The 12,082-nt window shown below is 67.0% G+C and carries 11 protein-coding genes; 8 read left to right on the plus strand and 3 right to left on the minus strand.

Annotation, left to right across the window (positions count from 1 at the left end; all coding sequences use genetic code 11):
- Window positions 1-238 precede the first annotated feature (238 nt).
- On the minus strand, window positions 239-1,015 hold the full coding sequence (locus HWX31_RS32395; protein WP_174959587.1) for an enoyl-CoA hydratase: 777 nt from the start codon (window positions 1,013-1,015) through the stop codon (window positions 239-241).
- A gap of 129 nt (window positions 1,016-1,144) precedes the next feature.
- Here HWX31_RS32395 and paaN point away from each other — a divergent pair, with 129 nt between their 5' ends.
- The 5 genes from paaN to paaK all read left to right on the plus strand — a co-directional run bounded on the left by paaN (window position 1,145) and on the right by paaK (window position 6,773).
- Window positions 1,145-2,851 (plus strand): phenylacetic acid degradation protein PaaN, encoded by a 1,707-nt coding sequence (gene paaN, locus HWX31_RS32400; protein WP_174959585.1) that lies wholly within the window; start codon window positions 1,145-1,147, stop codon window positions 2,849-2,851.
- A 92-nt stretch (window positions 2,852-2,943) separates the two neighbouring features.
- A complete protein-coding gene (pcaF, locus tag HWX31_RS32405; RefSeq protein ID WP_174959583.1) occupies window positions 2,944-4,146 on the plus strand; it encodes a 3-oxoadipyl-CoA thiolase in 1,203 nt (400 codons plus the stop codon).
- A 45-nt stretch (window positions 4,147-4,191) separates the two neighbouring features.
- On the plus strand, window positions 4,192-4,983 hold the full coding sequence (paaG, locus tag HWX31_RS32410; protein ID WP_174959581.1) for a 2-(1,2-epoxy-1,2-dihydrophenyl)acetyl-CoA isomerase PaaG: 792 nt from the start codon (window positions 4,192-4,194) through the stop codon (window positions 4,981-4,983).
- Between the two features lies 1 nt (window position 4,984).
- Window positions 4,985-5,437, plus strand: a complete 453-nt coding sequence (gene paaI / locus HWX31_RS32415; protein ID WP_059612194.1) for a hydroxyphenylacetyl-CoA thioesterase PaaI — start codon at window positions 4,985-4,987, stop codon at window positions 5,435-5,437.
- Between the two features lie 37 nt (window positions 5,438-5,474).
- Window positions 5,475-6,773 carry a phenylacetate--CoA ligase PaaK gene (paaK, locus tag HWX31_RS32420; RefSeq protein ID WP_174959579.1) on the plus strand — a complete coding sequence of 433 codons (1,299 nt, stop codon included), beginning with the start codon at window positions 5,475-5,477 and terminating at the stop codon, window positions 6,771-6,773.
- 113 nt (window positions 6,774-6,886) lie between these two features.
- On the opposite strand, the gene mltA is transcribed toward paaK, so the two are convergent.
- Together mltA and apaG are read right to left on the minus strand one after the other, a co-directional pair.
- Window positions 6,887-8,119: a murein transglycosylase A gene (mltA, locus tag HWX31_RS32425; protein WP_080406037.1), complete on the minus strand. Its 1,233-nt coding sequence runs from the start codon at window positions 8,117-8,119 to the stop codon at window positions 6,887-6,889.
- 84 nt (window positions 8,120-8,203) lie between these two features.
- Window positions 8,204-8,578 (minus strand): Co2+/Mg2+ efflux protein ApaG, encoded by a 375-nt coding sequence (apaG, locus tag HWX31_RS32430; RefSeq protein ID WP_017333705.1) that lies wholly within the window; start codon window positions 8,576-8,578, stop codon window positions 8,204-8,206.
- 173 nt (window positions 8,579-8,751) lie between these two features.
- On the opposite strand from apaG, the gene rpe reads away from it, so the two are divergent.
- From rpe to trpE, 3 genes are all read left to right on the plus strand, one after another.
- On the plus strand, window positions 8,752-9,438 hold the full coding sequence (gene rpe / locus HWX31_RS32435; protein WP_010092804.1) for a ribulose-phosphate 3-epimerase: 687 nt from the start codon (window positions 8,752-8,754) through the stop codon (window positions 9,436-9,438).
- 19 nt (window positions 9,439-9,457) lie between these two features.
- Window positions 9,458-10,219 (plus strand): phosphoglycolate phosphatase, encoded by a 762-nt coding sequence (locus tag HWX31_RS32440; protein WP_174959600.1) that lies wholly within the window; start codon window positions 9,458-9,460, stop codon window positions 10,217-10,219.
- Between the two features lie 361 nt (window positions 10,220-10,580).
- Window positions 10,581-12,074: an anthranilate synthase component I gene (trpE, locus tag HWX31_RS32445; RefSeq protein ID WP_174959577.1), complete on the plus strand. Its 1,494-nt coding sequence runs from the start codon at window positions 10,581-10,583 to the stop codon at window positions 12,072-12,074.
- Window positions 12,075-12,082: the final 8 nt, after the last annotated feature.

Raw genomic sequence — 12,082 nt, forward strand, 5'->3', positions numbered from 1 at the left:
TCGTTGCGACTGCGGGGTTCATCTTCCTTCGCTGACCGGGCGCCCCAACAGGACCTCCCACCAGCTCCGCTTCCCCTTCCGCGCCGCGTTGCCGTCAGCGCGAAAGAGGCGTGATTCTAGGCACGTCTCGCGCCAAGCGCAAGGGGTTTCGCGAAATAAATGTAAAAGCCCCCGTGCGCTGCCGCGCACGGGGGCTTTTACGCTGATGAATCGCGTGCTCGCCCAGTATGACCGTCCGTCAGCGGTGCTTGAACACCGGCTTCCGCTTTTCGACGAACGCAGCCATCCCTTCCTTCTGATCTTCCGTCGCGAACATCGAGTGGAACAGCCGGCGCTCGAAATGCACGCCCTCGGCCAGCGTGGTCTCGTATGCGCGGTTCACCGACTCCTTGACCATCATGACCGCCGGCAATGAATACTCGGCAATCGTCGTCGCAGCCTCGATGGCCTCGTCCAGCAACTTGTCGGCAGGCAGCACCCGAGACACCAGCCCGGCCCGCTCGGCCTCGGCGGCATCCATGAAACGCGCGGTCAGGCACATGTCCATCGCTTTGGCCTTAGACACCGCGCGCGGCAAGCGCTGCGTGCCCCCCGCGCCCGGCATGATGCCGAGCTTGATTTCGGGCTGACCGAACTTCGCCGTGTCCGCCGCGAAGATGATGTCGCACATCATCGCCAGTTCGCAGCCGCCGCCCAGCGCAAACCCCGCGACCGCAGCAATGATCGGCTTGCGGATCTGGCGGATGACTTCCCAGTTCCGCGTGATGTAGTCGCCCTTGTAAACATCCATATAGGAATAGGTCGACATCATGCCGATGTCCGCACCCGCCGCGAACGCCTTCTCGCTGCCCGTCACGACGATCGCGCCGATTCCCTCGTCGGCATCGAATGCCTTGAGCGCCGCGCCCAGCTCATCCATCAGCGCATCGTTCAGCGCATTCAGCGCCTTCGGCCGGTTCAGCGTAATAAGGCCGACGCGGCCTCGGGTCTCCGCCAGGATGTTCTCGTAAGCCATCTATTTCTCCTCGATCAATGAAATGCGAAACGCCTCGCACACGCGAATAGATTGATGCTACCATTCTCCGACCAACCGGTCGGTTAATTAATCGATCCAATTCCCCTTAACGTCCATCAGGCTGCCGCCATGACCCACCCACTGTTCACGAAGCACGAAGACACGCTGAAGCACGCACTCGCCGCCATCGAGAGCCGCGGCTACTGGAGCCCGTTCGTCGAAATGCCCAGTCCCAAAGTGTACGGGGAAAGCGCCAGCGCCGACGGCGAGGCGGCGTTCAAGTCTCACCTCGACAAGACCTTCGCGCTCGACCAGCCCGCGGCCGGCGAAACGGTCGGCGCCGAGCGGTCGCCGTACGGCATCGGACTGGGCGTGCGGTACCCGAAATCGACGCCCGATGCGCTGATCGCCGCGGCGGCGGCGGCCCAGCCCGCGTGGCGCAAGGCCGGACCGACCGCATGGATCGGTGTCTGCATGGAAATCCTCGCGCGCCTGAATCGCGCCAGCTTCGAGATCGCGTACAGCGTGATGCACACCACCGGCCAGGCGTTCATGATGGCGTTCCAGGCCGGCGGCCCGCATGCACAAGACCGCGCGCTCGAGGCCGTCGCGTATGCATGGGACGAACTGCGACGCATCCCGGCCGATGCTCACTGGGAAAAGCCGCAAGGCAAGAACCCGCCGCTCGCGATGCACAAGCGCTACACGATCGTGCCGCGCGGCACCGGGCTCGTGCTCGGCTGCTGCACGTTCCCGACCTGGAACGGCTATCCGGGCCTCTTCGCCGATCTGGCGACGGGCAATACCGTGATCGTCAAACCTCATCCGGGCGCGATCCTGCCCCTGGCGATCACCGTCCGGATCGCACGCGAAGTGCTGCGCGAAGCAGGCTTCGATCCGAACGTCGTCACGCTGCTCGCGACCGAGCCGAACGACGGCGCGCTCGTGCAGGACCTCGCACTCCGCCCGGAAATCAAGCTGATCGACTTCACCGGCAGCACGCAGAACGGCACGTGGCTCGAACGCCATGCCCATCAGGCCCAGGTCTATACCGAGAAGGCCGGCGTCAACCAGATCGTGATCGACTCGGTGGACGACCTGAAGGCCGCAGCCAAGAACATCGCCTTCTCGCTGTCGCTGTACTCCGGCCAGATGTGCACGGCACCGCAGAACATCTACGTGCCGCGCGGCGGCATCCGGACTGCCGACGGGCACGCGAGCTTCGACGAAGTCGCGCAGGCGATCGCCGTCGCGGTGCAGAAACTGACCGGCGACCCGGCACGCTCGGTCGAATTGATCGGCGCGATCCAGAACGACGGCGTCACGGCGCGAATCGACGATGCGCGCAAGCTCGGCCGCGTGCTCGCGGACAGCCAGGCGCTGCAGCACCCCGCCTTCCCCGACGCGCGCGTTCGCACTCCGCTCGTGCTCCAGCTCGACGCCGCCGACCGCGAGAAATTCACGCAGGAATGGTTCGGGCCGATCTCGTTCGTGATCGCGACCGACTCGACGGCCCAGTCGCTCGATCTCGCCGGCGCGATTGCCGCGGAACACGGCGCGCTCACGCTCTCCGCGTACAGCACGGACGATGCCGTGATCGACGCGGCGCACGACGCGGCGGTGCGCGGCGGCGTCGCGCTGTCCATCAACCTGACCGGGGGCGTGTTCGTCAACCAGTCCGCCGCATTCTCGGACTTCCACGGCACGGGCGCGAATCCGGCCGCCAATGCGGCGCTCGCAGATTCGGCATTCGTCGCCAACCGGTTCCGCGTGGTGCAGAGCCGTGTCCATGTTGCGCCGAAGGCCGCGCCTGCGGAAGCCGGCCAAACGGCATAACCCGTACGGCCGACGTGCAAACGCCGCGCCGTCCTCTACCATGAACGAACCCGCCGCCCGGCGCGGCGGGTTCGCTTTCCACCGATACGCCCATGACTGACGCCTACATCTGCGATGCGATTCGCACCCCCATCGGCCGCTACGGCGGCGCCTTGAAAGATGTCCGTGCCGACGATCTCGGCGCGGTACCGATCCGGGCGCTGATCGAGCGCAACCGCGACGTCGACTGGTCGGCGATCGACGACGTAATCTACGGCTGCGCGAATCAGGCGGGCGAGGACAACCGCAACGTCGCGCGCATGTCCGCGCTGCTGGCGGGCCTTCCGACCGCCGTGCCGGGCACGACGCTGAACCGCCTGTGCGGCTCCGGAATGGACGCGGTCGGCTCGGCCGCGCGCGCGATCAAGTCCGGGGAAGCGCGGCTGATGATCGCGGGCGGCGTCGAGAGCATGACCCGCGCGCCGTTCGTGATGGGCAAGTCGGCGAGCGCGTTCGCGCGCCAGGCCGACATCTTCGACACGACGATCGGCTGGCGCTTCATCAATCCGCTGATGAAACAGCAATACGGCGTCGATTCGATGCCGGAAACCGCCGAAAACGTCGCGACCGACTACCAGATCAGCCGCGCCGACCAGGACCTGTTCGCGCTGCGCAGCCAGCAGAAGGCCGCGCGCGCGCAGCAGGACGGCACGCTGGCGGAGGAGATCGTCGCGGTGACGATCCCACAGAAAAAGGGCGACCCGCTCGTCGTATCGCGCGACGAGCATCCGCGCGAGACGTCGCTGGAGACGCTGGCGAAGCTCAAGGGCGTCGTGCGCCCGGACGGCACGGTCACGGCCGGCAACGCGTCGGGCGTCAACGACGGCGCAGCGGCGCTGCTGCTCGCGAATGCCGAAGCGGCCGACCAGTATGGCCTGCGTCGCCGCGCGCGCGTCGTCGGCATGGCGACCGCCGGCGTCGCGCCGCGCGTAATGGGCATCGGCCCGGCGCCGGCCGTGCAAAAGCTGCTGCTTCACCTCGACATGACGATCGACCAGTTCGACGTGATCGAGCTGAACGAGGCGTTCGCGTCGCAGGGGCTCGCGGTGCTGCGGACGCTGGGCGTCGCGGACGACGACCCGCGCGTGAACCCGAATGGCGGCGCGATCGCACTCGGCCATCCGCTCGGCGCATCCGGCGCGCGTCTCGTCACGACGGCGCTTTATCAACTCGAGCGCACCGGCGGTCGTTTCGCGCTCTGCACGATGTGCATCGGCGTCGGACAAGGTATCGCGCTCGCGATCGAGCGGGTGTAACCGAAGCGCGACGCGCCTATAACGAAGTCATCAAGGAGAGACTGCATGTCATATCAAGCGATCCAGCTGGATATCGATCAGGCCACCCGCGTGGCGACGATCACGCTCAACCGTCCGGACAAGCTGAACAGCTTTACGCGGGCGATGCATCGCGAACTGCAGTCGGCGCTTGATGACGTCGAATCCGGCAACGCGCGCGCATTGATCCTGACGGGCGCGGGGCGTGGCTTCTGCGCCGGCCAGGACCTCGCCGATCTCGATTTCACCCCCGGTGCGTCGACCGATCTCGGTGCATTGATCGATGAGCATTTCAATCCGCTGGTCCGGCGTCTGCAGCGCCTGCCGATACCGGTGATCGCCGCCGTCAACGGTACGGCCGCCGGCGCAGGCGCCAACCTCGCGCTCGCATGCGACCTCGTGCTGGCCGCACGTTCGAGCAGCTTCATCCAGGCTTTCGTCAAGATCGGGCTCGTGCCGGACTCCGGCGGCACCTGGTTCCTGCCGCAGCGTATCGGCATGGCGCGCGCGCTCGGGCTCGCGCTGACCGGCGACAAGCTGGGCGCCGAGCAAGCCGAGCAATGGGGACTGATCTGGCGCGCCGTCGACGACGATGCGCTCGCCACGACTGCCCGCCAGCTCGCCGCCCAACTCGCGCAGCAACCGACGCTCGCGATCGCTTCGGTCAAGCAGGCGATGCGCGAAAGCACCACGCATACGCTCGATCAGCAGCTCGACCTGGAACGCGACCTGCAGCGCAAGCTGGGCCAATCGCACGACTACGCGGAAGGCGTGAAGGCGTTCATCGAGAAGCGCGCACCGCGCTTCGAGGGGCGCTGACATGAACGGCTCAGCCGAAACGCGCAGCCCCGACGCGCTCGCACGGGCCACCGCGCAGGCGATGTACGACGCGGATGCGTGCAGCCGCGCATTGGGCATGGAGCTCGCCGAAGTGCGTCCCGGCTACGCGCGCATGCGCATGCCGGTGCGCGCCGACTTCCTGAACGGCCATCAGATCTGTCATGGCGGGCTCATCTTCACGCTCGCCGATTCGACGTTCGCGTTCGCCTGCAATTCGTACAACCTCAACACGGTCGCGGCCGGCTGCTCGATCGAATTCCTGCGCCCGGTGCACGGCGGCGACATACTGACCGCCGAGGCCGTCGAGCAGACGCGCAACGGCCGATACGGCATCTACGATATCCGCGTCACGAATCAGGCCGGCGAAACGGTTGCGATGTTCCGCGGCAAGTCGGCCCAGATCAAGGGCACGGTCATTCCGGACGACCGCTGACGCAACGGCCCGCACATAACAAATACTGGAGACACGCATGACTACCCCGCTACCGCTCGAGCCGATCGAGACCGCGACTCGCGACGAGCTGGCCGCGCTGCAGCTCGAGCGCCTTAAATGGTCGCTCCGGCATGCCTACCTGCATTCCCCGGTCTATCGCCGCAAGTTCGACGAAGCGGGCGTGCATCCGGACGACCTGAAAACGCTGGCCGACCTGGCCCGCTTCCCGTTCACCACCAAGAGCGACCTGCGCGACAGCTATCCGTTCGGCATGTTCGCCGTGCCGCAAGACCGGATCTCGCGCATCCACGCATCGTCGGGCACGACCGGCAAGCCGACGGTGGTCGGCTACACGGCGCGCGACATCGACACCTGGGCCAATCTGGTCGCCCGCTCGATCCGCGCCGCCGGCGCGCGCCAGGGTGACAAGGTGCACATCAGCTACGGTTACGGCCTGTTCACGGGCGGACTCGGCGCGCATTACGGCGCGGAACGCGCCGGGCTGACCGTGATCCCGTTCGGCGGCGGGCAGACCGAGAAGCAGGTGCAACTGATCCAGGATTTCCGTCCGGACATCATCATGGTGACGCCGAGCTACATGCTGTCGATCGCCGACGAGTTCGAGCGGCAAGGCGTCGATCCCGCGCAAAGCTCGCTGCGCATCGGCATCTTCGGCGCGGAGCCGTGGACCAACGACATGCGCACCGCGATCGAGCGCCGCATGGGCATCGACGCGGTCGACATCTACGGGCTGTCCGAAGTGATCGGCCCTGGCGTCGCATCCGAATGCGTCGAGACCAAGGACGGCCCGACGATCTGGGAAGACCATTTCTATCCGGAAGTCATCGATCCGGAGACGGGCGAAGTGCTGCCCGACGGCGAGCTGGGCGAGCTCGTGTTCACGTCGCTGACGAAGGAGGCGCTGCCGATCGTTCGCTACCGGACCCGCGACCTGACGCGCCTGTTGCCCGGCACCGCGCGCACGATGCGCCGGATGGAAAAGATCACCGGGCGCTCGGACGACATGATGATCGTGCGCGGCGTCAACGTGTTCCCGACGCAGATCGAGGAACAGCTGCTCCGGCAGCGCGCGCTCGCGCCGCACTACCAGATCGTGCTGACGAAGGAGGGCCCGCTCGACGTGCTGACGCTGAACGTGGAACCCTGCCCCGAGACCGCGCCGGACACGGCGACGATCAACGCGGCGAAGCAGGCGCTCGCGCACGATATCAAGTCGCTGATCGGCGTGACCGCGGTGGTCAACGTGCTGCCGGTCAACGGCATCGAGCGTTCGGTCGGCAAGGCGCGCCGGGTCGTGGACAAACGCAAGGGTTGACGCGGGCGTCGCCCGCCAATGCAAAAAGCCCGATCGGTTTCGAACCGATCGGGCTTTGTCATCCAGCCTCGTGCATCAAGCAACTTCCGCGAAGCGCCTGCCTGCCGCCTGCATCACGAGTTCGGGAACAGCAGCCACATCCGGCCGATCTGCTTCATCCGCCCCGCCTGGTCGCCGGCATCGTCGCCGAGCCCCCAGAAGTAGTCGGCCCGCACGCCGCCCTTGATCGCGCTGCCCGTATCCTGCGCGAACACGAGGCGATTCATCGGCGTGTTGGTCAACGGACGCGTCGTCTGCAGGAACACCGGCGTGCCAAGCGGAATCGCCGACGGATCGACCGCGATCGAACGCTCGGGCGTCAGCGGCACGCCGAGCGCGCCGACCGGACCGTCCGCGCCGCCGTGCGGCGCCTCTTCCTTCGACGGCATCTCGCGGAAGAACACGAAACGCGGATTCGTGTCGAGCAGCGCGTCGACGCGGGTCGGGTTCGCCTTCGCCCACGCCTTGATGCCCTGCATCGTCGCCTGGGCCGGCGTCAGCTCGCCGCGGTCGATCAGCCACTTGCCGATCGAGCGGTACGGCTGGTTGTTGGTGCCGCCGTAGCCGACCCGCATCACCGAGCCGTCGTCGAGCAACACGCGCCCGGAGCCCTGCACCTGCAGGAAGAACGCCTCGATCGGATCGTCGACCCACACCAGCTCGTTGCCGTTCAGGACGCCTGCGCGCTCGAGCTGCGCCCGCGCCGGCAGCGCGGCGCCCGCGCGATAGCCGGCCGGCCAGCGGTAGAGCGCGGTTTGATACGGCCCGCGCCGCACGCGCGAACCGCGCAGCAGCGGCTCGTAATAGCCGGTGACGAGGCCGTCGAGCGTGCCGTCGCTGTTCGCGAACTGGAACGGCGTGAAATACGTTTCGAAGAATGCACGCGCGCTGCTGACGTCGAGCTCGTCGAGCCGCTCGGCCGCCGCGCACGCACGCTGCCATGCAGCCTGGCGCGCCAGCCGCGCGCAGTTCTGCCGCAGCGCGACCGTCGCGCCGATCAGCGAGTCGTCCTGCCAGCCCGGCACCTGCTGCCAGGCGACCGGCGTCAGCCGCGTGGCTGCGACCTGCCCCGGCACGATCGCCGCGCCGGCCGGCGGCTTCAGGGAAGACGTCCGCGTCGGCGCACCGCCGCACGCTGCAAGCAGCGCCGCCGTCGCGACCGCCGCCGCCCAGCCCGCCAGCCGGGGGCCAAACCACATACAATGTTCGTTCTTGATGGAAACCGCCATGTCAGATCTTCTCGACCAATATCCGATGCTCATCTTCGCGCTGGAAGCCTTCCTCGCGCTCGCCCTGCTGATCTTCATCGTCGCGTGGACAGCCTCGGGCCGGAAGAAGCACGCCCGCAACAACGACCGCCCTTCCCGCTGAGTGCGCCGCGCCGTGCACGCTCAATGAAGCGTGCGCGGCATGTGCAGCGCGAACTCGTCGATCGGCGCGTCGAAGCGCTCGCCGTCCTCGGCAACGCAGAAGTACGAACCGCGCATCGTGCCGACCGGCGTCGCGATCACGGCCCAGCTCGTGTATTCGAACTGCTCGCCCGGCTGCAGCAGCGGCTGGTGGCCGACGACGCCGAGCCCCTTCACTTCCTGCACGTGGCTCTCGCTGTCCGTGATGATCCAGTGACGCGCGATCAGCTGCGCCGCGACCTGCCCGCTGTTGCGGATCGTCAGCGTGTACGCGAATGCGTATTGACGGCGTTCGGGGTCGGATTGTTCCGGCAAGTAGCTGGTTTTCACCGTCACGGTGAACTGATACTGACTCATGGTGATTCCGCTGGGTAGTGACCGGCCCGCGCCTGCATCGTCCGACGCGGGGCCGCGGACGCGCCGCTTTGGTTCGGCATTCTGCTTCATGCGGCACCGGCCCGCAACCGCGCGCGCCGCCGCCCGGCGGTAGAATGACAGTTTTGCGCCGCACCGTCCCCCGCTCCTCAGCCATGACTCAATTCCGCATCGCTCCCAGCATCCTGTCGGCCGACTTCGCACGGCTCGGCGAAGAAGTCCGCAACGTGGTCGCCGCCGGCGCCGACTGGATCCACTTCGACGTGATGGACAACCATTACGTTCCTAACCTGACGATCGGCCCGCTCGTCTGCGAAGCGATCCGTCCGCACGTGCAGGTGCCGATCGACGTGCACCTGATGGTGCGCCCGGTCGACCGGATCGTGCCCGATTTCGCGAAAGCGGGCGCGAACCTGATCAGCTTCCACCCGGAAGGCTCCGATCACATCGACCGCACGCTGTCGCTGATCCGCGACCACGGCTGCAAGGCCGGCCTCGTGTTCAACCCGGCGACGCCGCTGAACTATCTCGACTACGTGATGGACCGTCTCGACTTCGTGCTGCTGATGTCCGTGAACCCGGGCTTCGGCGGCCAGTCGTTCATTCCGGAAACGCTGAACAAGCTGCGCGAGACGCGCGCGCGCATCGACGCCTACACGGAGCGCACCGGCCGCGAGATCCTGCTCGAGGTCGACGGCGGCGTGAAGGCCGACAACATCGCGGAAATCGCGGCGGCCGGCGCGGATACCTTCGTCGCGGGCTCGGCGATCTTCGGCAAGCCCGACTATCGCAAGGTGATCGACGAGATGCGCAGCCAGCTCGCGACAGTCACGCGGAGCTGACGCCGTGAGCGAATCGCCCCTGCCCGAAGCGAAAGCGGCCGCATCTGAGCCGGCCGCGCCTAAGCCGGCCGCGCCGATCCACTTCGCCGCGCCGCGCATCGACGCGGCGCTGATCGACCTCGACGGCACGATGGTCGATACCGCCGACGATTTCACTGCTGGCCTGAACGGCATGCTGGCGACGCTCGGTGCGCCGGCGACGTCGCGCGAAGAAGTGATCGGCTACGTCGGCAAGGGCTCCGAGCATCTGATCCAGAGCGTGCTGAAGCCGCGCTTTTCCGCAGACGAAGCGCATGCGCGCTTCGACGACGCGCTCGCGATCTACCAGGCCGAATACGCGAAGATCAACGGCCGCCACACGCGCCTCTACCCGGACGTCGCGGCCGGTCTCGACGCGCTGCGCGCCGACGGCATCAAGCTCGCGTGCGTGACCAACAAGCCGCACCGCTTCGCGATCGAACTGCTCGAGCAATACGGGCTGATCGACCGCTTCGGCATCGTGCTCGGCGGCGACAGCGTGCCGCGCAAGAAGCCCGACCCGCTGCCGATGCTGACCGCGTGCGATGCGCTCGGCGTCGCGCCGGACGTCGCGGTGGCGATCGGCGACTCGGAAAACGACGCGCTCGCGGGCCGCGCGGCGGGCATGGCGACGCTCACGGTGCCGTACGGCTACAACCATGGCAAAGCTATACAAACGATAAATTCGGATGGTATAGTCGGCTCGTTGCTGGACGCAGCCTGCGCGATCGCCGCGCACAACGCCGGCCGGCCAACCGTCTGATCTAATTCTTCCATCCGCATGTTTCTGAACAAAAAACGGAGTCTGAGCAGCATCGACCGGGGAGCCTGGCCCTGGCGTCGCTGGTCGCGCTAACCTCTTCGATGAGGTGCGCTGAAGCACGTCTTCAGCGCCGTTTTTTGTCTCGCTGCGCATCCGCGCGCCGATCGCCGCACCACCTCGAGTCCTACCGCACCCGAACGCTTGCGTTCAGGGACGGTCGCAGGCTGGCGACGCTCGCGCTCCGGAGCCCGCCCGCCGGCACCAGGCACACCACGATCGACCGCCGTGTCGCCGACAGCAGCCGCGCAGCATCACGTGATCCCCGGCGCATCCCGCCGCTCGTCCAGAACAGGACCGGAACATGACCGAACTCGAATTCCAATCGCTCGCGAACGAAGGCTACAACCGCATTCCGCTGATCGCGGAAGCCCTGGCCGATCTCGAAACGCCGCTGTCCCTCTACCTGAAGCTGGCACAGCCCGAACGCACCGGCGCCAACTCGTTCCTGCTCGAATCGGTGGTCGGCGGCGAACGCTTCGGCCGCTACTCGTTCATCGGCCTGCCGGCCCGCACGCTCGTGCGTGCTCGCGCCGGCATCTGCGAAGTGGTGCGCGACGGCCAGGTCGTCGAGACGCACGACGGCGATCCGTTCGAATTCATCGCCGCGTTCCAGGCACGCTTCAAGGTGGCGCAGCGTCCGGGCCTGCCCCGCTTCTGCGGCGGCCTCGCCGGCTACTTCGGCTACGACGCGGTGCGCTACATCGAGAAGAAGCTCGCGCACACCGCGCCGCGCGACGATCTCGGCCTGCCCGACATCCAGTTGCTGCTGACGGAGGAAGTCGCGGTCATCGACAACCTGGCCGGCAAGCTGTACCTGATCATCTACGCCGATCCGGGCCAGCCCGAGGCGTACGCGAAGGCGAAGCAGCGCCTGCGCGAACTGAAGCAGCGGCTGCGCACGACCGTGCAGCCGCCCGTCACGTCGGCGAGCGTGCGCACCGAGACGTTCCGCGAGTTCAAGAAGGAAGACTATCTGTCCGCCGTGCGCCAGGCGAAGGAATACATCGCGGCCGGCGAGCTGATGCAGATCCAGGTCGGCCAGCGCCTGACGAAGCCGTATCGCGACAACCCGCTGTCGCTGTACCGCGCGCTGCGCTCGCTGAATCCGTCGCCGTACATGTATTACTACAACTTCGGCGATTTCCACGTGGTCGGCGCGTCGCCGGAAATCCTCGTGCGCCAGGAGAAGCGCGGCGACGACCAGATCGTCACGATCCGCCCGCTCGCCGGCACGCGGCCGCGCGGCAACACGCCGGAACGCGACGCGGAACTCGCGACCGAACTGCTCAACGATCCGAAGGAGATCGCCGAGCATGTGATGCTGATCGACCTCGCGCGCAACGACGTGGGCCGCATCGCGGAAATCGGCTCGGTGCAGGTGACCGACAAGATGGTGATCGAGAAATACTCGCACGTGCAGCACATCGTCAGCTCGGTCGAAGGCAAGCTGAAGCCCGGCATGACGAACTACGACGTGCTGCGCGCGACGTTCCCGGCCGGCACGCTGTCGGGCGCGCCGAAGGTGCGCGCGATGGAGCTGATCGACGAGCTCGAGCCGGTCAAGCGCGGGCTGTACGGCGGCGCCGTGGGCTACCTGTCGTTCTCGGGCGAGATGGATCTCGCGATCGCGATCCGCACCGGCCTGATCCACAACGGCAACCTGTACGTGCAAGCGGCGGCCGGCGTCGTCGCGGATTCGGTGCCCGAATCCGAATGGCAAGAGACCGAGAACAAGGCGCGCGCGGTGCTGCGTGCGGCCGAGCAGGTCCAAGACGGCCTCGACAGCGACTTCTGACCGGAGAC

The organism is Burkholderia ubonensis, from assembly GCF_902833085.1.
Taxonomy (GTDB): domain Bacteria; phylum Pseudomonadota; class Gammaproteobacteria; order Burkholderiales; family Burkholderiaceae; genus Burkholderia; species Burkholderia ubonensis.

Excerpts from the sequence above, each read along its gene's own strand:
- paaI (WP_059612194.1), top strand. The coding sequence starts at position 4,985 with ATGAACGGCTCAGCCGAAACGCGCAGCCCCGACGCGCTCGCACGGGCC.
- paaK (WP_174959579.1), top strand. The coding sequence starts at position 5,475 with ATGACTACCCCGCTACCGCTCGAGCCGATCGAGACCGCGACTCGCGAC.
- HWX31_RS32395 (WP_174959587.1), bottom strand. The coding sequence starts at position 1,015 with ATGGCTTACGAGAACATCCTGGCGGAGACCCGAGGCCGCGTCGGCCTT.
- trpE (WP_174959577.1), top strand. The coding sequence starts at position 10,581 with ATGACCGAACTCGAATTCCAATCGCTCGCGAACGAAGGCTACAACCGC.
- pcaF (WP_174959583.1), top strand. The coding sequence starts at position 2,944 with ATGACTGACGCCTACATCTGCGATGCGATTCGCACCCCCATCGGCCGC.
- paaG (WP_174959581.1), top strand. The coding sequence starts at position 4,192 with ATGTCATATCAAGCGATCCAGCTGGATATCGATCAGGCCACCCGCGTG.
- mltA (WP_080406037.1), bottom strand. The coding sequence starts at position 8,119 with ATGAAGATCAGCAGGGCGAGCGCGAGGAAGGCTTCCAGCGCGAAGATG.
- rpe (WP_010092804.1), top strand. The coding sequence starts at position 8,752 with ATGACTCAATTCCGCATCGCTCCCAGCATCCTGTCGGCCGACTTCGCA.
- paaN (WP_174959585.1), top strand. The coding sequence starts at position 1,145 with ATGACCCACCCACTGTTCACGAAGCACGAAGACACGCTGAAGCACGCA.
- apaG (WP_017333705.1), bottom strand. The coding sequence starts at position 8,578 with ATGAGTCAGTATCAGTTCACCGTGACGGTGAAAACCAGCTACTTGCCG.